The organism is Pseudorhodobacter antarcticus (assembly GCF_900110135.1).
GTDB lineage: Bacteria > Pseudomonadota > Alphaproteobacteria > Rhodobacterales > Rhodobacteraceae > Pseudorhodobacter > Pseudorhodobacter antarcticus.
In genome coordinates, this window is record NZ_FOCO01000006.1 from 125,155 (window position 1) to 146,363 (window position 21,209).

The 21,209-nt window shown below is 59.7% G+C and carries 20 protein-coding genes; 9 read left to right on the plus strand and 11 right to left on the minus strand.

The window, feature by feature from the left end; all coding sequences use genetic code 11:
- Nucleotides 1–2: 2 nt before the first annotated feature.
- From BMY36_RS04660 to cysE, 6 genes are all read left to right on the plus strand, one after another.
- Complete coding sequence (locus BMY36_RS04660; protein ID WP_050521014.1) at nt 3–635, plus strand: DUF2460 domain-containing protein; 633 nt, start codon at nt 3–5, stop codon at nt 633–635.
- Nucleotides 635–1,522, plus strand: coding sequence for a phage/gene transfer agent baseplate hub protein (locus BMY36_RS04665; RefSeq protein ID WP_050521015.1), 888 nt, complete (start codon nt 635–637; stop codon nt 1,520–1,522). The genes BMY36_RS04660 and BMY36_RS04665 overlap by 1 nt, the downstream gene beginning before the upstream one ends.
- Nucleotides 1,519–1,953 (plus strand): C40 family peptidase, encoded by a 435-nt coding sequence (locus BMY36_RS04670; protein WP_050521016.1) that lies wholly within the window; start codon nt 1,519–1,521, stop codon nt 1,951–1,953. Before BMY36_RS04665 ends, BMY36_RS04670 begins: the two co-directional genes overlap by 4 nt.
- Nucleotides 1,954–1,966: 13 nt before the next feature.
- Entirely contained in the window at nt 1,967–5,872 is a 3,906-nt protein-coding gene (locus tag BMY36_RS04675; RefSeq protein ID WP_050521017.1) for a baseplate multidomain protein megatron, read from the plus strand.
- 10 nt (nt 5,873–5,882) lie between these two features.
- On the plus strand, nt 5,883–6,194 hold the full coding sequence (locus BMY36_RS04680; RefSeq protein ID WP_139193935.1) for a DUF7742 family protein: 312 nt from the start codon (nt 5,883–5,885) through the stop codon (nt 6,192–6,194).
- A gap of 75 nt (nt 6,195–6,269) precedes the next feature.
- Nucleotides 6,270–7,073 carry a serine O-acetyltransferase gene (gene cysE / locus BMY36_RS04685; RefSeq protein ID WP_050521019.1) on the plus strand — a complete coding sequence of 268 codons (804 nt, stop codon included), beginning with the start codon at nt 6,270–6,272 and terminating at the stop codon, nt 7,071–7,073.
- Nucleotides 7,074–7,144: 71 nt separating this feature from the next.
- Here cysE and BMY36_RS04690 read toward each other — a convergent pair whose 3' ends face one another.
- The 6 genes from BMY36_RS04690 to BMY36_RS04715 all read right to left on the minus strand — a co-directional run bounded on the left by BMY36_RS04690 (nt 7,145) and on the right by BMY36_RS04715 (nt 13,582).
- Nucleotides 7,145–8,452, minus strand: a complete 1,308-nt coding sequence (locus tag BMY36_RS04690; RefSeq protein ID WP_050521020.1) for a pyruvate dehydrogenase complex dihydrolipoamide acetyltransferase — start codon at nt 8,450–8,452, stop codon at nt 7,145–7,147.
- A 13-nt stretch (nt 8,453–8,465) separates the two neighbouring features.
- Complete coding sequence (locus BMY36_RS04695; RefSeq protein WP_050521021.1) at nt 8,466–9,860, minus strand: pyruvate dehydrogenase complex E1 component subunit beta; 1,395 nt, start codon at nt 9,858–9,860, stop codon at nt 8,466–8,468.
- Nucleotides 9,861–9,874: 14 nt separating this feature from the next.
- Nucleotides 9,875–10,864 (minus strand): pyruvate dehydrogenase (acetyl-transferring) E1 component subunit alpha, encoded by a 990-nt coding sequence (pdhA, locus tag BMY36_RS04700; RefSeq protein ID WP_050521022.1) that lies wholly within the window; start codon nt 10,862–10,864, stop codon nt 9,875–9,877.
- 84 nt (nt 10,865–10,948) lie between these two features.
- Nucleotides 10,949–11,251, minus strand: coding sequence for an FtsB family cell division protein (locus BMY36_RS04705; RefSeq protein WP_050521023.1), 303 nt, complete (start codon nt 11,249–11,251; stop codon nt 10,949–10,951).
- Between the two features lie 100 nt (nt 11,252–11,351).
- Complete coding sequence (locus tag BMY36_RS04710; protein ID WP_050521024.1) at nt 11,352–12,245, minus strand: fructose bisphosphate aldolase; 894 nt, start codon at nt 12,243–12,245, stop codon at nt 11,352–11,354.
- A gap of 143 nt (nt 12,246–12,388) precedes the next feature.
- A complete protein-coding gene (locus tag BMY36_RS04715; RefSeq protein WP_050521025.1) occupies nt 12,389–13,582 on the minus strand; it encodes a phosphoglycerate kinase in 1,194 nt (397 codons plus the stop codon).
- Between the two features lie 139 nt (nt 13,583–13,721).
- Here BMY36_RS04715 and BMY36_RS04720 point away from each other — a divergent pair, with 139 nt between their 5' ends.
- Nucleotides 13,722–14,228 carry a peptidylprolyl isomerase gene (locus BMY36_RS04720; RefSeq protein WP_050521026.1) on the plus strand — a complete coding sequence of 169 codons (507 nt, stop codon included), beginning with the start codon at nt 13,722–13,724 and terminating at the stop codon, nt 14,226–14,228.
- Nucleotides 14,221–14,832 carry a peptidylprolyl isomerase gene (locus tag BMY36_RS04725; protein WP_050521027.1) on the plus strand — a complete coding sequence of 204 codons (612 nt, stop codon included), beginning with the start codon at nt 14,221–14,223 and terminating at the stop codon, nt 14,830–14,832. The genes BMY36_RS04720 and BMY36_RS04725 overlap by 8 nt, the downstream gene beginning before the upstream one ends.
- Nucleotides 14,833–15,038: 206 nt before the next feature.
- Here the strand turns inward: BMY36_RS04725 and tyrS are convergent, their stop codons facing one another.
- Complete coding sequence (gene tyrS, locus BMY36_RS04730) at nt 15,039–16,286, minus strand: tyrosine--tRNA ligase (protein WP_050521028.1); 1,248 nt, start codon at nt 16,284–16,286, stop codon at nt 15,039–15,041.
- A gap of 72 nt (nt 16,287–16,358) precedes the next feature.
- Between tyrS and BMY36_RS04735 the strand changes: the two genes are divergently transcribed.
- Nucleotides 16,359–17,453: an anhydro-N-acetylmuramic acid kinase gene (locus BMY36_RS04735; protein WP_050521029.1), complete on the plus strand. Its 1,095-nt coding sequence runs from the start codon at nt 16,359–16,361 to the stop codon at nt 17,451–17,453.
- Between the two features lie 22 nt (nt 17,454–17,475).
- Here the strand turns inward: BMY36_RS04735 and rarD are convergent, their stop codons facing one another.
- The 4 genes from rarD to BMY36_RS04755 form a co-directional block, all read right to left on the minus strand.
- Nucleotides 17,476–18,378, minus strand: coding sequence for an EamA family transporter RarD (gene rarD / locus BMY36_RS04740; protein ID WP_050521030.1), 903 nt, complete (start codon nt 18,376–18,378; stop codon nt 17,476–17,478).
- A gap of 164 nt (nt 18,379–18,542) precedes the next feature.
- A complete protein-coding gene (gene eno / locus BMY36_RS04745) occupies nt 18,543–19,820 on the minus strand; it encodes a phosphopyruvate hydratase (protein WP_050521031.1) in 1,278 nt (425 codons plus the stop codon).
- A gap of 29 nt (nt 19,821–19,849) precedes the next feature.
- Nucleotides 19,850–20,749, minus strand: a complete 900-nt coding sequence (locus BMY36_RS04750; protein ID WP_050521032.1) for a DMT family transporter — start codon at nt 20,747–20,749, stop codon at nt 19,850–19,852.
- On the minus strand, nt 20,746–21,186 hold the full coding sequence (locus BMY36_RS04755; protein ID WP_050521033.1) for a Fur family transcriptional regulator: 441 nt from the start codon (nt 21,184–21,186) through the stop codon (nt 20,746–20,748). The genes BMY36_RS04750 and BMY36_RS04755 overlap by 4 nt, the downstream gene beginning before the upstream one ends.
- Nucleotides 21,187–21,209 lie beyond the last annotated feature (23 nt).

Below are 21,209 nucleotides of genomic sequence, written 5' to 3' on the forward strand. Positions count from 1 at the left end.
GAATGGGATTTCACGAGATAAGGTTTCCGGCGAACTTGAGCTTTGGCTCGGTCGGCGGACCAGAGCGGCGCACCGAGATTGTGACGCTGGCCAACGGGTTTGAAGAGCGCAACACACCTTGGGCCCATTCGCGCAGGCGCTATGATGCGGGCGTGAGTTTGCGCAGTTTGGATGATGTGGAGGCGCTGATTGCGTTCTTTGAAGCGCGGCGCGGGCAGTTGTTCGGGTTTCGCTGGAAAGATTGGTCGGATTACAAATCTTGCCTGCCATCCAAGGTGCCGGGGGCGCTGGACCAGTTGATTGGGCGGGGCGATGGGGTGTCGGTGACGTTTCAGTTGAGCAAAACCTATGCGTCGGGGGAGCAGACTTACACGCGGCCTGTGATCAAGCCAGTCGTTGGCAGTGTGAAACTGGCGCTGGCGGGTGACCCCAAGGTGGAGAGTTTGGAGTTTACAGTGGATCCGAACACCGGGGTAATCACTTTTCCGACGCCCCCCGATGAAGGCGTGCGGATCTCGGCGGGGTTTGAATTTGATGTGCCGGTGCGGTTTGATACGGACCGCATCCAGACATCCGTACAGTCGTTCAAAGCGGGTGATGTGCCGTCGGTGCCTGTTGTAGAGCTGCGGGTTTGATGGGCGCGCGGGAGGCGCTGTATGCGCATCTGGCCAGTGGGGCGACCACCGTTTGCCGGGCGTGGGAAATTGCGCGCAAGGATGGGGTTTGGTTTGGGTTCACCGATCATGACCGTGATTTGGTGTTTGGTGGCAAGGTTTACAAAGCCAATTCGGGGCTGACGGCGCGGGCGTTGCAGCAGACCACGGGCCTGTCGGTGGACAACACTGAGGCGATGGGCGCGTTGTCGGATTTGGCCGTATCAGAGGCGGATATTCTGGCGGGGCGGTTTGATGGTGCGGGGTTGATTGGCTGGCAGGTGAATTGGGCCAACCCAGAGGACCGCGCGTTGACGTTTCGCGGCACAATCGGTGAGATTGCGCGGGCGGGTGGCGCGTTTCAAGCCGAACTGCGGGGGTTGACCGAAGTGTTGAACCAGCCACAAGGGCGCGCGTTTCAGCGCAGTTGTGCGGCGGTGTTGGGGGATGCGGGATGCAAGTTTAACCTTTTGCAACAGGGGTTTACGCAAACCGTTGTGGTTGTGGAGGTGACGCAAAACCGAGCGTTTCGGTTTGTGGGTTTGCCGGGTGTCGCCCCGCGTTGGTTCGATTCGGGACGATTGACGGTGATATCGGGGGCCGCTGTGGGCTTGGTCGGGGTGATCAAGGCGGACCGGGATGTGCAAGGCCAGCGCGAGGTTGAGGTTTGGCAGCAAATCCCCGCGGCGGTTGTGGTGGGTGATACACTGCGGCTGGAGGCGGGGTGTGACAAGCGGGCCGAAACGTGCCGATTGAAGTTCGCGAATTTCGCGAATTTTCGAGGGTTTCCAGATATTCCGGGTGAGGATTGGCTGGCGTCTTATCCGGTGTCGTCACAGGTTAACCGGGGCGGGAGTTTGGTGCGATGACGCCAGCCCAAGTGCGGATTGTGGCGGAGGCGCGGGGCTGGATTGGTACGCCTTATGTGCATCAAGCCAGTTGCAAGGGGGCAGGGACCGATTGTTTGGGCCTGCTGCGCGGCGTTTGGCGCGCTTTGCACGGGCCAGAGCCGGAACTGGTGCCTGCCTATACCGCCGATTGGGCGGAGCCTTTGCGCGACGAGATTTTGCTGCGCGCGGCCTGTCGTTGGTTGGTGCGCAAGCCGATAGAGGCGGGGGCTGTGGGCGATGTTTTGCTGTTTCGGATGCGTGACGGCAGTGTTGCCAAACATCTGGGGATTGCGGGGTCTGAGGGGCCCAGCCTTAGCTTTATCCACGCCTATACCGGGCATGGTGTCATTGAAAGCCCACTGTCAGAGCCGTGGGCGCGCCGCGTGGTGGCGCGGTTTGAATTTCCATAAAGGAGTGCTGTGAATGGCGACGATCCTTCTGTCTGCTGTTGGTGCCGCCGCTGGGGCGGGGTTTGGGGGCACTGTTTTGGGCCTGTCGGGAGCGGTTATTGGCCGTGCGGTTGGGGCCACTTTGGGGCGGGTCATTGACCAGCGGTTGATGGGGGCCGGATCGGATGCCGTGGAGACGGGGCGGGTGGAGCGGTTCCGGTTGACCGGCGCGTCTGAGGGGGCGGCGGTGCCGCAGGTTTACGGGCGGATGCGGGTTGCGGGGCAAGTGATTTGGGCGACGCAGTTTGTGGAAAACCCCACCACCACAGGCGGTGGGGGGGGCGGCAAAGGAGCGCCCAAAACGGCGCCTGCGGCGCGTGTGACGACATATTCTTATAGCGTCAGCTTTGCTGTGGCGCTGTGTGAGGGCGAGATTTCCACGGTTGGCCGGATCTGGGCCGATGGGATTGAGATTGACCGCGACAGCATCAACCTGCGGGTTTATCGCGGCACAGAGACGCAATTGCCAGACCCGAAAATTGAGGCAGTTGAAGGGCTTGGTAACGCCCCTGCCTATCGCGGGATTGCGTATGTTGTTTTGGAAAGTCTGGATATTGGTCGGTTTGTCAACCGCGTGCCGCAAATGACGTTTGAGGTGGTGCGGCCCGCGCAAGGGGATTACGCGCAGACCACCACCGATTTGACGCGGGCCGTGCGGGCCGTGGCGATGATGCCGGGCACGGGGGAATATGCGCTGGCGACAACCGCGCTTTATTACAATGATGGACCGGGCCTTGCGCGCAGTGCAAATGTCAATTCACCATCTGGTAAGGCGGATTTTGTGACATCGTTGCGCCAAATGCGCGGCGAGATACCGAATGTGGGGTCGGTGTCGCTGATCGTGTCTTGGTTTGGCGATGATCTGCGCTGTGGCGCGTGCCAAGTGATGCCCAAGGTGGAGCAAAACCTGCAAGATGCCCAAGGGATGCTGTGGCGTGCGGGCGGTATCACGCGTGGCCAAGCGCAGATTATTGTCAAGGATGCGGGTCGGTCTGTTTATGGTGGGACGCCATCGGATATGTCGGTTATCCAGTCAATCCAAGCGGTGCGCGCCGGTGGGCAAGAGGTGATGTTTTACCCGTTCATCTTGATGGATCAGATGGCGGGGAATGGGCGCACTGACCCTTATACCGGGGCTGCCGATCAAGCGGTTCTGCCGTGGCGCGGGCGGATTACGTTGTCGACAGCACCCGGCCGTGCGGACAGCCCAGACCGGACTGGGGCGGCGGTGGCGGAAGTGGCAGCCTTTTTTGGCACGGCGCAGGTTTCCCATTTTACGCTGTCGGGAGGTCTTGTGTCCTATTCCGGGCCTGCGGAATGGCGGTATCGGCGGTTTATTTTGCATTACGCCTATTTGTGTGTTGCGGCGGGCGGGGTCGATGCGTTTTGTATCGGGTCCGAGATGCGCGGCTTGACCCATATTCGGGGCGCTGGTGACAGCTTTCCGGCTGTTATTGCCTTGCGCCAATTGGCGGCGGAGGTGCGCGCGATTTTGGGGCCGAACACCAAGATAAGCTATGCTGCGGATTGGTCCGAGTATTTTGGATTGCAGGCCGATGGGAATGTCTATTTCCACCTTGATCCGTTGTGGGCGGATACCAACATCGATTTCATCGGCATCGACAATTACATGCCGTTGTCCGATTGGCGCGATGCGGACGATCATGCGGATATTGCGTTTTCATCCATCTATAACTTGGACTATCTGCGCGGCAATGTGATGGGCGGCGAGGGGTATGATTGGTATTATGACAGCGCTGAGGGGGAGGCCGCACAGCGCCGCCTGCCAATTGAGGATGGCGCGTATGATGAGCCGTGGGTTTACCGCTACAAGGACCTGAAAAACTGGTGGCTGAACCCGCATCACAACCGGATTTCCGGGCAGCGCCAGCTGGTTTCGACCGATTGGGTGCCGCAGTCCAAGCCGTTCCGCTTCACCGAATATGGCTGTGCGGCAATCAACATGGGCACCAATGAACCGAACAAGTTCTTGGACCCGAAATCGTCGGAATCCAGCCTGCCTAAGCAGTCAAACGGGCTGCGCGATGATACGATTCAGATGCAGTATTTGCGGGCGATGACGCAGGCCTGGGCTTTGCCTGCGAACAACCCCACATCAATGATTTATGGTGGGGCGATGGTGGATATGTCGCGCGCACATGCTTGGGCATGGGATGCGCGGCCTTTTCCGCAGTTCCCAAACACTTTGGCGATTTGGTCGGATGGTGACAACTATTCGCGCGGGCATTGGTTGACCGGGCGCGGTACCAATGTGCCGTTGGCATTGGTGGTGGCGGAGATTTGTGAGCGGTCTGGCTTGGCCGATTTTGACGTATCGCGGTTGTACGGCGTGGTGCGCGGCTTTGCGCCGGATGGGGTTGGAACGGCGCGTGCAGCCTTGCAGCCGTTGATGCTGGCTTACGGGTTTGAAGCGGTGGAACGGGATGGGATTTTGCTGTTCCAGATGCGCGGCGATCAGCGGGCCGTTGCGGTGGACCCGGCGCGATTGGTGGAAACCACTGCGCTGGAAGGCACGTTGGAAACCATGCGCACGCCCGAGGCGGAAACTGCGGGGCGTGTCAGGTTGACTTTTATCGAGGCGGAGGCTGATTTTGGCAACCGTCAGGTGGAAGCGGTTTTCCCGGATGAGGAAAGCTTTGGCGTGTCGCAAGGGGATGTGGCGCTGGCGCTGACGGATGGTGAAGGGCGCAGCATCGCGGAGCGTTGGCTGTCTGAGGCGCGGGTGTCACGCGATACGGCGCGGTTTGCGTTGCCGCGTTCTATGGCACATTTGGGCGCGGGGGATGTGGTGGGTCTTGCTGGTCAAACTTACCGCATTGACCGTGTGGAACAATCCGAATCCGCGTTGATTGAAGCGGTGCGGACGGAACGGCAGGTATACACCCCGGCCGATACGGTGGAGACGCGGCGCCAAGTCAACCCATTTGTGCCTGCGGCCCCCGTGTTCCCTTTATTCTTGGATTTGCCTTTGCTGACGGGCGAAGAGGTCGAACATGCCCCCCATATTGCAGTAACGGCGCGCCCGTGGCCCCAATCTGTGGGGGTGTGGATCGCGGTTACAGATGCCGGTTACAACATCAACCGCGTGATCACCCGGCCTGCAGTTTTGGGGATTACGCAAAGCCCGCTTGGGGCAGCACAGCCGGACCTTTGGGACCGCGCAGCACCGTTGCGCGTGAAGCTGAGCAATGGGGAATTGTCCAGTGCGGTTCAGCTTGACCTGTTGGCGGGTGCAAATGCCTTTGCGATTGGGGATGGCAGTTCAGACAATTGGGAGGTTGTGCAGTTTCGCGATGTGGCCCTGATTGCACCTGATATCTATGATCTTGGCCATGCTTTGCGCGGGCAGGTGGGCACGAATGGGGCAATGCCCGCTGTCTGGCCGCCGGGCAGTTTTGTGGTCTTGCTGGAGCCGTCTTTGACCCAAATTGATGTGGCGCTGTCTGCGCGGGGATCGGCGCGCAACTACCGCATCGGGACTTTGGCGCGGGGTGTGGATGACCCAAGTGTCATTCACCGGGTTGAGGCGTTTTCCGGGATCGGTTTGCGGCCCTATTCACCCGCCCACCTGAAGGTGAAAGCCTTGGCCAGCGGTGACTTGATGGTCGGTTGGACGCGGCGAACCCGGATAGACGGCGACAATTGGGCGGCGTTTGAGGTGCCGCTGGGCGAGACACAGGAGCAATATTTGTTGCGGATTGTGCGCGCTGGGTCTGTGGTGCGCGAAGTGACGGTCGCACACCCAAACTGGATCTACGCGGCCGGGATGAAAGCGGTGGATGCGGGTGAAACGCTGTTGGTGGCGCAATTGTCCGACCGCTTTGGTCCAGGTCCATTTGCCGAACTGCCCTTGGTGTGATGGGCAGAAAATGCGACAGATCTTGATTGGTGACGTGATTGCAGCGGCGCGTTCGGTTTTGAACGTGCCGCGCGATGTGCGGGCGCGCAGGCTTGTACAGCTGTTGGACCAAGCGCTTGTTGCGGATAAGGTGACCAAGCGCACGGGGCGCCCGCATTTTGCATGGGGGAATGGCAGCCTGATGGCCGCCTGTCCACAACGGCATCACAAGGATGCGCCGCCTTTGGCGGAGCAGGCGTATCTGGAGGCGCTGCGTGACACGATCGACCAAGTGATCCTTTGGAAACAAAGGGATTCATCACAGACGCGGCATCACGGCTGAAACCTTGCGCAACTGGTGGACCATTAGGCAGGTCGTGGCCTATAATAGATCCAAAGTGATGCAAGGAGATGGGCCATGGCCGAACAAAAACAAAATCTTGCGGCGGTTGATCCGGTGTGGCGGCGGGTCTGCGACGAGGCGGTTCAGGCCATCGCAAACGAGCCCCTGTTGGGGGGGCTGATCCATTCAAGCGTGCTGCACCATGCCTCGTTTGAACGGGCTTTGGCCTATCGGTTTTCGTTAAAACTGGCATCTGGCGAAATGAGCGAGCAGATTTTGCGCGAAATCGCGGACGAAGCGTTTGCGGCTGATACCACGCTGGGGCGGGCGGCGCGGGCGGATATTATGGCGGTGCTGGAGCGTGATCCGGCTTGCAGTCGGTTCTTGCAGCCACTGCTGTTTTTCAAAGGGTTTCAAGCAGTCCAAGCTTACCGCATCGCGCATTGGCTGTGGCATCAAGGGCGGCGCGATTTGGCGTATTTTGTTCAGATGCGCGTGTCCGAAGTGCTTGGTGTTGATATTCATCCCGCGGCCAAACTGGGGCGCGGGATTATGATCGACCACGCCCATTCGATTGTGATTGGTGAAACGGCGGTGGTGGGCGACAACGTGTCCATGCTGCATTCCGTGACCTTGGGCGGGACTGGCAAGGAAGATGGTGATCGCCACCCCAAGATCGGCGATGGCGTTTTGATTGGCGCGGGTGCCAAGGTTTTAGGCAATATCAAGGTGGGGTACTGTTCGCGCATCGCAGCAGGTTCCGTGGTTTTGCAAGATATTCCGCCCTGCAAGACGGTTGCAGGCATCCCGGCGCGTGTGGTGGGGGAGGCGGGGTGTGATCAGCCGTCCATCATGATGAACCAAGTGTTCGACGGTTAAGGTCTAGCTGTCAGACATGAAAAAGCCCGGCTGCGATATGCAGCCGGGCTTTTTTTGTTTTAATGGGGCGATTAGGCCAGCATCGACATCGGATTTTCCAGATTGTCGATCACTGCCGCAAGGAACGCGGCCCCCAATGCCCCGTCGATCACGCGGTGATCCACGGACAGGGTCATTGACATCACGGTGGCCACCACAATGTCGCCTGCTGCGTTGACCACTGGCTTTTTCACCCCAGCACCGACCGCGAGGATGGAGCCGTGCGGTGGATTGATCACGGCGTCGAAATTATCGACCCCCATCATCCCAAGGTTGGAAATCGCGAAACTGCCACCTTGGTATTCATGCGGGGCCAGCTTTTTCGTTTTCGCGCGGCCTGCCAGATCTTTCATCTCCGCAGAAAGCGCCGATAGCGACTTTTGATGGGCGTCGCGCAAGACGGGGGTGAACAGGCCCCCTTCGATCGCCACGGCCACGGCCACGTCGGATGGTTTCAGCTTCAAAATCCGGTCGCCTGCCCAAACGGCGTTGCAATCGGGTACCTCTTGCAGCGCATTGGCGCAGGCTTTGATGATGAAATCGTTGATCGACAGCTTGACCCCGCGCCCCTCCAACTGCTTGTTCAGCGTGGCGCGGAAGGCCATCAGCGCATCTAACTGCACATCGCGGCGCAGGTAGAAATGTGGGATGGTCTGTTTGGCCTCGGTCAAACGGGCGGCGATGGTTTTGCGCATCCCGTCCAGCGTGACCTCTTTGTATTCGCGGTCTGCGAACATCTTTTTCACCTGATCTGCCGATGCACCAGTGGCCAACGCCGGGGCGGTGGTCGTCGCTGGGGCAGGGGCCGCGGCGGCGGTCGTAGAAGCCGATGCTGGAGCCGAGGCTTTTGCCCCTTCGACATCTGCTTTTACAATCCGGCCATGCGGGCCGGAGCCGGTGATCTGTGTCAGATCAACGCCTTTTTCTGCGGCAATGCGCCGGGCCAAGGGCGATGCAAACACGCGCGCGCCAGCAGGTTTGGGGACTGCAGCGGCGGTTGCGGCCTCAGCTGGGGCAGAGGCAACGGCCTCCGCCTTGGGGGCTGCGGCCTTGGGATCTGCGGCTTTGGGGGCGGCAACTGCGGCAGAGGCGTCTTCGCCTTCCTCCAGCAGCACCGCGATGGGGGTGTTTACTTTCACCCCTGCCGTGCCTTCGGCCACCAGAATTTTGCCCACGATCCCTTCATCGACCGCTTCAAATTCCATCGTCGCTTTGTCGGTTTCAATCTCGGCCATGATGTCGCCGGATTTTACCATATCGCCTTCTTTGACCAACCATTTGGCCAAAGTGCCTTCTTCCATCGTCGGGGAAAGCGCGGGCATTAAGATTTGGGTCGCCATTGTGCGTTTCTCCTTAACGGTAGCAGACGGATTTAACGGCCTCGACCACTTCCGCGGTCGTGATCAATGCGTGCTTTTCAAGGCCAGCGGCATAAGGCATCGGCACGTCCTTGCCGGTGCAGTTGATCACGGGCGCGTCCAGATAGTCGAACGCGCGTTCCATGATCGTGGCCGACAGGTGGTTGCCAATCGCACCCACAGGCCAGCCTTCTTCCACCGTGACGCAGCGGTTGGTTTTCATGACCGATGCCAGCACCGTGTCGTAATCCAGCGGGCGCAGGGTGCGCAGGTCGATCACTTCGGCGGAAATGCCATCCTCGGCCAGCTTATCCGCCGCCTCCAGCGCATAGGTCATGCCGATGCCAAAGGAGATGATGGTCACATCCGTGCCTTCACGCCAGATGCGGGCCTTGCCAAAGGGAATGGTGAAATCAGGCAGGTCCGGCACCTCAAAGGATTTGCCGTACATGATTTCGTTTTCAAGGAAGATCACCGGGTTCGGGTCGCGGATCGCCTGTTTCAACAGCCCTTTTGCATCGGCGGCCGAATAGGGCATGACAACTTTCAGGCCCGGCACGGCGGCATACCACGCGGCAAAACACTGGCTGTGCTGCGCGCCCACGCGGGCGGCGGCCCCGTTGGCCCCCCGGAACACGATGGGACAGCCCATTTGGCCGCCCGACATGTAAAGGGTTTTGGCGGCCGAGTTCAGCAGATGGTCAATCGCCTGCAGCGCAAAGTTGAAGGTCATAAATTCAACGATGGGGTTGAGGCCCGCAAATGCCGACCCAACCGCGATACCGGCAAAGCCGTGTTCGGTGATAGGTGTGTCAACCACACGTTTGGGGCCAAATTCGTCCAGCATCCCTTGGCTGATTTTGTAAGCGCCTTGGTATTCGCCAATCTCTTCGCCCATCAAATACACGCGGTCGTTTGCGCGCATTTCTTCGGACATCGCCTCGCGCAGCGCCTCGCGCACGGTCATGGTTTTCATCGGCGTGCCTTCTGGCCAATCTGGCGAGGCATTGGATTTGACCGCCACAGGGGCCGATTTCGCCGCAGAACCTTTTCCGCGGGGAAGGTTTTCTTCTTTGGAATCAGTGGCTTGTTCATCATTCGTTAAGGTTTTGGCCGCGGGCGCTGCCTTAACATCATCGGCGGATTCGCCTTCTTCAACCAGCACGCAGATTGGCGTGTTGACTTTGACGTTGGCAGTGCCTTCGGCGATCAGGATTTTGCCCACGATGCCTTCGTCGACCGCTTCAAATTCCATCGTTGCTTTGTCGGTTTCAATTTCGGCCATGATCTGACCGGATTTGACGGTATCGCCTTCTTTGACCAACCATTTGGCCAATGTGCCTTCTTCCATCGTTGGGGAAAGGGCCGGCATTAGGATTTGTATTGCCATGTTTTGGGTCCCCCTCAGGCGTAAATATCTGTCCAAAGCTCTGCAAGCGCAGGCTCCGGGCTGTCTTTGGCGAATTCGGCGGCGGCGTTGACGGTTGCCTTGATTTCCTTGTCGATCACTTTCAGATCATCCTCGGACGCATGGCCGCCTTGGACCAGCAAATCGCGGACGTGATCGATGGGATCTTTTTCATCCTTCATCTTTTGCACTTCCTCGCGGGTGCGGTATTTCGCGGGGTCAGACATCGAATGGCCACGGTAACGGTAGGTCATCATTTCCAAAATATAGGGGCCATTGCCCGCGCGGCACACCGCCACAGCCTTTTCAGCGGCGGCTTTTACGGCCAGCACATCCATGCCGTCCACAGCCTCGCCCTTGATGCCATACGCGGCGCCGCGTTCCCACAATGTCTTGGAATGGGTGGAGCGTTTGACGGACGTGCCCATCGCATAGCCGTTGTTTTCAATCACGAAAACAATCGGCAGTTTCCAAAGTTCGGCCATATTGTAAGTTTCGTACACCTGGCCTTGGTTTGCCGCACCGTCACCGAAATAGGTGAACGACACGTTGTCATTGCCAAGGTATTTGTCGGCAAAGGCAAGGCCCGCACCAAGGGGTACTTGCGCGCCCACAATGCCGTGGCCACCATAAAAATGCTTCTCCTTAGAGAACATGTGCATGGAGCCGCCTTTGCCTTTTGAATAGCCGTCCTCGCGGCCCGTCAATTCGGCCATCACACCTTTTGGGTCCATCCCGCAGGCCAACATATGGCCGTGGTCGCGGTAGCTGGTGATGCGCTTGTCACCTTCTTTGGTCGCCGCCTCGATCCCCACAACAACGGCTTCTTGGCCGATGTAGAGGTGACAAAACCCCCCGATTAGGCCCATGCCGTAAAGCTGACCTGCTTTTTCCTCGAATCGCCGGATCATCAGCATTTCGCGGTAAAAGCCCATCAGGTCTTCTTTGGATGTATTTGATTTCGTGGGTTTCTTCTCTGCGGCCATCGCGCGCACCCTCCCTCAAGGATAATATAGTTCAGTGTTAAACTACTTTGAGGGATACGGAAAAACAAGGGTTTTTTGGGCGGATCAGCGGATCACGATTTCATCGGCGCGCAGATAACCCAGCACATCGCGGGCCTGTTCATCCAGCAGATCAAGGTCAAGATAGCTGTCAGACAGGCGCAGGGTAAGGTTTTGCATGCGGGCAAGTTCGATGCGCAATTCGTCGCGTTGCTGGGTCAGCACACGTTCTTCGGCGCGCAATTGGACGTGGCGGAACACGCCGTAATCGCCCTGCACGGCGGCAAAGGTGAAATAACCGCCAAGGCTGATCGCGGCGATCATCAAGAGCAGCGAGGTGATTGCTGGGCGGGATTTTGGGGTGGTCATATGCTGCCTCGTACCCTCTGACTCGGGGTTTGGAGTAGTATGGCACAGCCGATTCGCAAAGGGAATCCCCCCTTGTGGGAATTCCCTTGTTTTTGCCGGATTATCCGGCGATGGACGCCGCGTGGATGCTGGCGATCGCGTGGCCCAGCGTTGCGTCAAATTCGGCATCGGTTTGCTGCGCGCTCAGCCCTTCGGACAACGCGCGGCTGAAGCTGGCGATGATGCCTTGGTTTTGCGCAAGGATGGCGTTGGCTGCGTCGCGGGCATGGCCGCCGGACAGGGCGACGACCTTCATCACGCCGGGATGATCCACCAAAGCTTTGTAATGGTTGGCGTTTGTGGGCAGCGACAGTTTCAGCATCACCTGTTGGCCTTTTGGCAGCAGGTCCAGATGGCGCAGCAGGGCGGTTTGCAGCAGCGCCTCCGCCTCCGCCTTGTCGGCGATCGAAATGGTGACTTCCGGCTCCAAGATTGGCATCAGGCCAGCGGTAGTGATTTGCGCACCCACGGCGAATTGCTGCGCCACGATCGCCTCAATCCCCTTGGCGTTTGCGGCGTTAATGACAGAGCGTTCTTTGGTGCCAAAAATCCCGCCCTTTGCCGCGCGGGCCAAAAGCGCGTCCAGATCGGGCATCGGTTTCATCAGCTGCACGCCGTCTGCCTCCGCCTCCAGCCCTTTGTCGATTTTCAAAAACGGCACCACACCGCGCTTTTCCCACAGATAGGTCGCGGTGGGCAGGCCATCGACCATGCGGTCCATCGTTTGTTCAAACAAAATGGCCCCGACCACTTTATCGCCCGTAAAGGCGGGCGATTGCATGATGCGGGCGCGCATGGCATGGATCAAATCATACATTTCGGCGTCGGTGCTATAGGCATTTTGCGCCACGCCATATAGCCCCAGCGCCTTTGGCGTCGATCCGCCCGATTGGTCCAGCGCCGCGATAAAGCCCGCGCCGCGTTGCATCTGTTGGGTCATTGCGCTGTTTGGCATGGGCTATCCTATCGGTGACAAAGGGCCGTTGGCCCGGTTGGCACCCCCATAGCGACAAGCGTGTAGGCGTTCAATTCTGTTGGCGCTAACGGGTTGTAAATAAGGTCAATTGAGATGTTTCACCCGACCGTAGGCGCCAGCGATCAGTCTTTTAACGCCGCGATGCCGGGCAAATCCTTTCCTTCCATCCACTCCAAAAACGCGCCGCCCGCGCTGGAGATATAGGTGAATTGATTTGCCACCCCGGCCTTGTTCAAGGCCGCAACCGTATCGCCGCCGCCCGCGACCGACACTAGGCTGCCTGCTATGGTCAACGTGCCTACGGCCTGCGCAGCGGCGTTGGTGGCGGCGTCAAAGGGGGCGATTTCAAACGCGCCCAAGGGGCCATTCCAGATCAGCGTGCGGGCCTGCGTGAAAACGGCCACGATTTTGGCAACGGTTTGCGGCCCGGCGTCCAAAATCATTGCATCCGCCGGGCAATCGCCCACGGGCAAGGTGTCAGACGCGGCCCCCGCCTTAAATTGGCGCGCCACCACGATGTCGTGGGGCAGGTGGATGGTGCAGCCTGCGGCGGTCGCCTTGGCCAAAATCGCCAGTGCGGTATCGGCCATGTCGCGTTCGGCCAGACTTTTGCCCACCTCAATCCCTTGGGCGACCAAAAACGTGTTGGCCATGCCGCCACCGATCACCAGATGATCGACTTTGGTCACCAGGTTGCCGATCAAATCCAGCTTGGTTGATACTTTGGCCCCACCCACTACGGCCACCAACGGCCGCGTCGGCGCACCCAAGGCAGCATCAAGCGCTGTCAATTCGGCTTGCATCAAACGGCCCGCGCAATGGGGCAGCAGGCGCGCGATGCCTTCGGTGCTGGCATGCGCGCGGTGGGCGGCAGAAAAGGCGTCATTGACGTAAATATCGCCCAAGGCGGCAAGGCTGGCGGCCATCATGGGGTCGTTTTTCTCCTCGCCCGCGTGGAAACGGGTGTTTTCCAGCAAGACGACCTCGCCGGCTTCCATCGCGGAAATGGCGGTTTTGGCAGGCCCGCCGATACAATCTGTGGCGAAATGCAGCTTTACGGGGCCCAGTGCGGCTTGCAGGGCCGGCACAATTTGCGCCAAACTCATCGCGGGCACAACTTGCCCTTTGGGGCGGTCAAAATGCGCCAGCAAAACGGGTTTGCCGCCCGCCGCCAAAATATCGGTGATCGTGGGGATGATGCGATCAATCCGGGTAGTGTCGGTGACTTGACCGTTTTCCATCGGCACGTTCACATCGACCCGCACAAGGGCCACTTTGCCCGCAAGGGTCATGTCGTCCAGCGTTTTCCAAGCCATTTGGGCCTCCCATTCATTCAGCCCTTTCCATCCTATCGGGGGGCCGCCGTCAAGGTTTGGGCGGGGCTTGATGGGGTTTGCCCTTTTCAATGGGCCTTTGGGCTATTAGATTGTGGGCATAAATGAACAGGAGGCCCAGATGGCTGAGTATAAAGACCCCGAAAACACCGTTTTGATCGAACTTAAAGGCGGCACGGTTGTGATTGAGCTGTTGGCCGATGTGGCCCCGCTGCACACCGCCCGGATGAAGGCGCTGGCGCGCGCTGGCGCTTATGACAACGTGTGTTTTCACCGCGTGATTGATGGGTTTATGGCCCAGACCGGCGATGTGGAACATGGCGATATGGAAGACGGGTTCAACCTGCGCCGCGCGGGCACAGGCGGCTCCGATATGCCCGACGTAAAGGCAGAATTTTCCAAACTGCCCCATGCACGCGGCACGTTGGGGGCGGCGCGGTCGTCCAACCCGGATTCGGCCAACAGCCAATTTTTCATCAGCTTCAAGGACAATGACTTCTTGAATGGGCAATATACGGTTTATGGCCGCGTGATTTCCGGGATGGAACATGTCGATGCCATCGCCAAGGGAGAGCCGCCCGCAGCCCCCGACCGGATGATTTCGGTCAAGGTGGCCGCAGATGCGTAAGGAAAACATGATCGCAGGCGGCGTTTTCGCGCTGGGGCTGGCGGTTTTGGGCGGCTGGACGCTGTCCCATACAGCAAGCCCTGCGATGGCGCAGGCTGTCGACGGGCCGGGGCCGAATTTGGTGATTGCGGTGGACGGCACGGCAAAAGGGACGGTCGTGATCGACATGCTGTCCGATCTGGCACCCTTGCATGTGGCGCAGATCACCGCGCTTGCGGTATCCGGGGCCTATGATGGTGTGGTGTTTCACCGCGTGATTGATGGGTTCATGGCGCAGACCGGCGATGTGGAATTTGGAAAATCCAGCGGTGACACCTCGCAGGCGGGGATGGGCGGGTCGTCGATGCCCGACATCAAGGCAGAGTTTTCAAGCCAAACTTTCGATCGCGGTATCGTGGGCATGGCGCGAGGCGGCAGCCCAGATTCCGCCAACAGCCAGTTTTTCATCATGTTCGCGCCGGGGCCGTCTTTGGACAGCCAATACACGGTCGTGGGGCGCGTGATTGAAGGGATGGACGTGGTCGATCAAATCAAACGCGGCGCAGGCAGCAATGGTGAGGTCAATGGACCCGACCAGATGGTGTCCGTTACGGTGCAAAACTAACGTTTTTGCCCGCATTGCACCTTTGCGATGCGGGCAAGAAATCGCGCGCGATCCAATCTCTAACCAACTGAATTTAAAAGACTTCTCATTTTCCATTAACCGAATTTTAACCTGCGCCTGCATTTCATCTTGGCAAAAATACCTCGGGGGGTCCGGGGGGCTGGCCCCCCGGCTTACTCTCGCGGCAAGCGCCGGGTGGCAGCCCTTTAGCCCAGAACAATCAACGCGTGGCGCTTGCGGCCTGCGGTCAGTTTGATCGGCTGCGCCAGGTCGGCGGCCGTGACCATCTGCCCCTCCATCACCGCTGTGTCGTTCATCCGCGCGCCGCCTTCAACGATCAGGCGTTTTGCGTCCTTGCCGGATTTCGCGAGGCCGGAGGTGACGAACAAGGACGACACTGACAGGCCGTTGGCGAGGTCTGCGGGTGTCACGGTGAAGGTGGGCAGCTCGTCGCCGGTGCCGCCACGTTCAAACACATCGCGCGCGGTGGCTTCGGCCGCTGCCGCCGCGTCGGCGCCGTGGCACAGGGTGGTGACTTCGTTGGCGAGGATGACTTTGGCGCTGTTGATCTCGGACCCTGCCAATGCGCCCAAGCGGTCACATTCTGCGACGGGCAGTTCGGTATATAGCTTTAGGAACCGGCCCACATCGGCGTCGGTGCTGTTGCGCCAAAACTGCCAAAACTCATAGGGCGACAGCATATCGGCGTTCAGCCACATTGCGCCGCCTTGGCTTTTGCCCATTTTCTTGCCGTCCGATGTGGTCAGCAAAGGCGAGGTGAGGCCAAAGATTTGCGCGTCGATCACCCGGCGTGTCAGATCAATCCCGTTGATGATATTGCCCCATTGATCGGAGCCGCCCATCTGCAACAAACACCCGTAACGGCGGTTAAGTTCCAAGAAATCATAGGCTTGGAGGATCATATAGTTGAATTCCAGAAAAGACAGCGATTGTTCGCGGTCCAGCCGGGATTTCACAGATTCGAATGACAGCATCCGGTTGATGGAAAAATGCCGCCCAATGTCGCGCAGAAAATCAAGGTAGTTCAACCCGTCCAGCCATTCGGCGTTGTTCAGCATGATCGCATCGGTCGGCCCGTCACCATAGGCAAGGTATTTGGCAAACACCTGCTGCATGCCTGCGATGTTTTCGTTGATTTGCGTGGGCGACAGCAGCGGGCGTTCATCGGCGCGAAAGCTGGGGTCGCCGACTTTGGTGGTGCCGCCGCCCATCAAGGTGATCGGTTTGTGCCCGGTTTTTTGCAACCAACGCAGCATCATAATGTTCAACAAATGGCCGACATGCAGCGATTTTGCCGTGGCGTCATAGCCGATATAGGTTGGCACGATGCCTTTGACCAAAGCTGCATCCAACGCTTGATAATCGGTACAATCGGCCAAAAAGCCGCGTTCCATCATCACGCGCATGAAGTCCGATTTTGCATGGTAGGTCATAGGGCTCTCGTGCTTTATAAGGATTATCATGCGCGTATAGCGGGGCGGCGGGGTGCCGTCAAAGGGGGCTTTATGTTGAAGGCGGGGCCGGTTTGGGCGTTGGGGGCGATGTCGGGGACATCGTTGGACGGGGTGGACGCGGCGATGGTGTTGACGGACGGGCAGCGGATTTTGGAATTTGGGCACACCGCTTACCGCGCCTATTCGGCGGACGAGCGCGATGTTTTGCGCGCGGGTTTTGGCCTGTGGCCCGGCGATGCGGGCGTCCATGCTGTGGCGGAGGTGGTGGAGGCCGCCCATGCTGCCGTGCTGGGGCTATTTGACGGGGCCGAATTGGTGGGGTTTCACGGCCAAACGCTGGCGCATGATCCGGGCGGGCGCGGCACGCATCAAGCGGGGTCGGGGGCGGTGTTGGCGCAGGTGTTGGGCCTGCCTGTGGTTTGGGATTTTCGGTCGGCGGATGTGGAATTGGGCGGGCAGGGTGCACCATTGGTGCCGTTTTTCCATTTTGCCTGTGCGAAATTTATTGGCGCAGATGGCCCCGTGGCGTTTTTGAATTTGGGCGGGGTGGGGAATGTAACGTGGGTGGACCCGCGCCACGGGTCGGCGGATGCGCCCGGCGCGTGTTTGGCGTTTGATACCGGGCCTGCCAATGCGCCGATCAATGATTTGATGTTGGCGCGGTTGGGGTTGGACCGGGACGAAGGCGGCGCGCTGGCCGCAAGCGGTGTGCCCGATGATACGATCTTGGCGCAGTTTTTGGCGCATCCGTTTTTCTTCAAGATGCCGCCGAAGTCGTTGGATCGCAATGATTTTGCGGGATTGTTGGCGGCGGTGGCGGACTTGCCTGATGCGGATGCGGCGGCGACCCTGACCTATGCGGCGGCGGCGGCGGTGGCGCGGGGCGCGGAGCATTTTCCCGCGCGCGTGTCACGTTTGTTGGTGACGGGCGGCGGGCGGCATAATGCGGTTTTGATGGAGGCGTTGGCGCAGTTGATGGACTGCGCGGTGGTGCCTGTGGAGGCGGTTGGTTTGGACGGTGATATGCTGGAGGCGCAGGCGTTTGGCTATTTGGCGGCGCGGGTGGCGATGGGGTTGTCCACGTCCTGTCCCAGCACCACGGGCGTGCGCGCGGCGATTGGTGGTGGGCAGATCAGCCGGCCCTGAGGCATTAGGTCGGGGTGGGGGTTTAGGTCGGTGTGACCTTACGCGCGCGGTTTTGGAACATCGACAGGGTATAAAGCGCCAGCGCCGCCCAGATCATTGGGAAGGCGATCATACGGGCGAGGCCAAAGGGTTCGTTGAAGATGAACACGGCGGTGAGCATGATCATGGTGGGCGCGATATATTGCATGATGCCGATGGTGGACAGGCGTAACCCTTTGGCCCCATTGGCATAAAACATCAAAGGAATGGCGGTGACAAGGCCGCATCCGACAAGCATGGTGGTGTCAAACATGTTGCCAGCGGCGAAATGGCTGGTGCCGTTGAGAGTGATGTAGATGACGTAGCCAAGCGCGAAGGGAGTGAGGAGGAGCACCTCGAGCGCGAAACCTTGGTTGGGGCCGATGGGCAGTTGTTTTTTGAAATAGGCGTAAAAGCCCCAAGTGAGCATAAGGGCAAAGGCGACCAGCGGCAGGCGGCCCAGATCGACGGTAAGGACGACGACCGCGAGGGCGGCGAGGGCAATTGCGTATTTTTGCAGTTTGGTCATGCGTTCTTGCAGCAAGAGCGCGCCGACGAGGATGCTGAACAGCGGGTTGATGTAATAGCCCAAGGCGGCGTCGAGCGCGTGACCTTCGGCGATGGCCCAGACGTAAAAGCCCCAGTTGACGGAAATGAGCGTGGCAGTGACTGCCCCCATCGCGAGCATCGACGGCGTGCGCAGGGCGCGCTGTAGATCTGCGGTGCGGCCTTGGTAGAGAAGGACGGCGGCGGCGACGGGCAGGGACCACAAGACACGGTGGGCGATGATTTCGGCGGGGGGCATATGGGCCAACGCCTTCATATACAAGGGTAAAAACCCCCAGATGAGGTAGGCCGCGAGAGCGTAGAGAAAGCCGTGCAGGGTGTCTTGGTTTTTTTGCATCATGCGGGTGGGGGTAGTGGGGGGCGCGGGGTTTTGCCAGCGCGAAGTTGTACGGGGTACATTTTGCGGCTGTTGGCGCGGGGGGTGATTGGGGGGACGGGAGGTATTTGGGCCAAGCCGAATGGGCAAGGGGTGACCCCCGCTGGTTAGGGCGGGGGCGGGGATTTTTAGGCGCGCAGGATGGAATGGCCTGCGTATTCGGCGGTTTCGCCCAGCATCTCTTCGATCCGGATCAATTGGTTGTATTTCGCCAACCGGTCCGAACGGGCGAGGGAGCCGGTTTTAATCTGGCCGCAATTGGTGGCCACGGCGAGGTCGGCGATGGTGGTATCTTCGGTTTCGCCCGAGCGGTGGGACATCACGTTGGTAAAGCGGGCGCGGTGGGCCATTTCGACCGCCGCCAGCGTTTCGGTGAGGGTGCCGATTTGGTTGACCTTGACCAGCATGGAGTTGGCACAACCGTCTGCGATGCCGCGCGCAAGGCGCAGGGGGTTGGTGACGAACAGATCATCGCCGACCAGTTGGATTTTATCGCCGAGTTTGTCGGTGAGCAGTTTCCAGCCGTCCCAGTCATCTTCGGCCATGCCGTCTTCAATGCTGATGATCGGGTAGGCGGCGACGAGGGCTGCGAGATAGTCGACGTTTTCGGCCGACGACAGCGATTTGCCTTCGCCCTTCATTTCATACTTGCCGCCTTTGTAATATTCGGTGGCGGCGCAATCGAGGGCCAGCATGATATCTTCGCCGGGGCGGTAGCCTGCTTTTTCGATGGATTTCAGAATGAAATCAAGCGCGTCGCGGGTGGAGCTGAGATTGGGTGCGAAGCCGCCTTCGTCGCCGATGCCGGTGGAAAGCCCTGCGTTGGAGAGTTCCTTTTTCAAAGTGTGGAACACTTCGGAGCCCATGCGCACCGCGTCGCGGATGTTTTCGGCGGCGACGGGCATGATCATGAATTCTTGGATATCAATCGGGTTATCCGCATGTTCGCCGCCGTTGATGATGTTCATCATCGGTACGGGCAGCACGCGGGCGGAGGTGCCGCCGACGTAGCGGTACAGGGGTTGGCCTGCGGCATCAGCGGCGGCCTTGGCGACCGCGAGCGAGACGCCAAGAATGGCGTTGGCGCCAAGCCGGGATTTGTTGGGGGTGCCGTCCATTTCGATCATGGTGCGGTCGATGGCGACCTGTTCCATCGCGTCGAACCCGCAAATTTCCTCGGCGATTTCGCCGTTTACGGCGGCGACGGCATCTTGCACGCCTTTGCCCATGTAGCGCGATGTGTCGCCGTCGCGGCGTTCAACCGCCTCATGTGCGCCAGTGGATGCGCCCGAGGGGACGGCGGCGCGGCCCATTTCGCCGGATTCCAGAATAACATCAACTTCGACGGTGGGGTTGCCGCGGCTGTCAAGGATTTCGCGGGCGTGGATATCGACGATTGTGGACATGATAGCTCCTGTACTGGGTTGGGGCGTGTTTAGCGGGCGGGGGCGGATTTGGAAAGGTTTTTGCGGCGCAAGCGGCGTTCGCGGGCAAAGCTGTAAAGCCCGGAGCCGATGATGAGGGCTGCGCCTGTGACCATCCAAACATCGGGGCGTTCGCCGAATACGATGGCGGCGAGCAGAGCTGCGAACACAAGGCGGGAGTAGCGGAAGGGGGCGACAAAGGAGACATCGCCCGCGCGCATCGCTTGGGTCACGGCCCAGTAGCCGATGAGGCCAGTGACCAGCGCGCCGAGAAGATCGCCCCAATGGGCGGGGTCGATTGCCATGGGTTTGGTGCCGCTGAACACCATAAGGAGGAGGCCAGCGGGGACGAGCGCGAGATAGGCCCAAGTGGTGAGTTGGAAGGTGCCAATGTCGCGCGGCATCATGCGGGTGGAGAGGTCGCGGGCGGCCAGCGCAAAGACGGAGGCCACGGTGAGGAGACCCGCGATTTGGAAGCCATCGGTGCCGGGGCGCAGCACGATCAGCACGCCCGCAAAGCCCACAAGGATTGCGGACCAGCGCCGCCAGCCCACGGGTTCGCGCATGAACAGGGCCGCACCCATGGTGACGACGAGGGGGGAGGCCTGTAGAATCGCGGAGTTCATCGACAGTGGCAAGAGGGTGAGGGCGGTGATGTAGAAGATGCTGGCGACCGCTTCGGCCACCGAGCGCAGGAGGGCGGGGCGGCAAAACGCGCGGCGGGTGAGGATGGGTTGGTTTTGTTGGTAGGCGATCGCCCAAAAGCACAAAGCGCCTGCAAAGCCAATCATCGCAATGACTTGGCCAGTATCAAGCGCGGTGGCGGCGCGTTTGAGAAAGACATCTTCGAACGCGAACGCGGCCATGGAGCCGAGCATCAGCAAGCTGGCGCGCGTGTTGTCGGGGTTCATGTATTGGACTTTGGCGGAGTTTTGGCGGTGGATTTTAGCGGCACGCCGTAGAGTTCCAAACGGTGCCCTTTCAGGGTGTAGCCAAGCCGGGCGGCGATGCGTTCTTGCAGCGCCTCAATTTCCGGATCGACAAATTCGATGACCTCGCCAGAATGCATGTCGATGAGATGGTCGTGGTGGTCGCGTTCGGCGTCTTCATAGCGGGCGCGACCATCGCCAAATTCATGACGTTCTAAGATGCCCGCCTCTTCAAACAATTTCACCGTGCGGTAGACGGTGGCGAGCGAGATGCGGGGATCAATGGCGGCGGCGCGGTTATACAGCTCCTCCACATCGGGGTGATCGTCGGCGTCACCGATGACGCGGGCCACGATTCGGCGCTGGTCGGTCATGCGCAGACCCTGCGCGATGCTGCGTGCAATGATGTCTTTGGTCATGGCTGCCCTCAAGGGATGGGTCT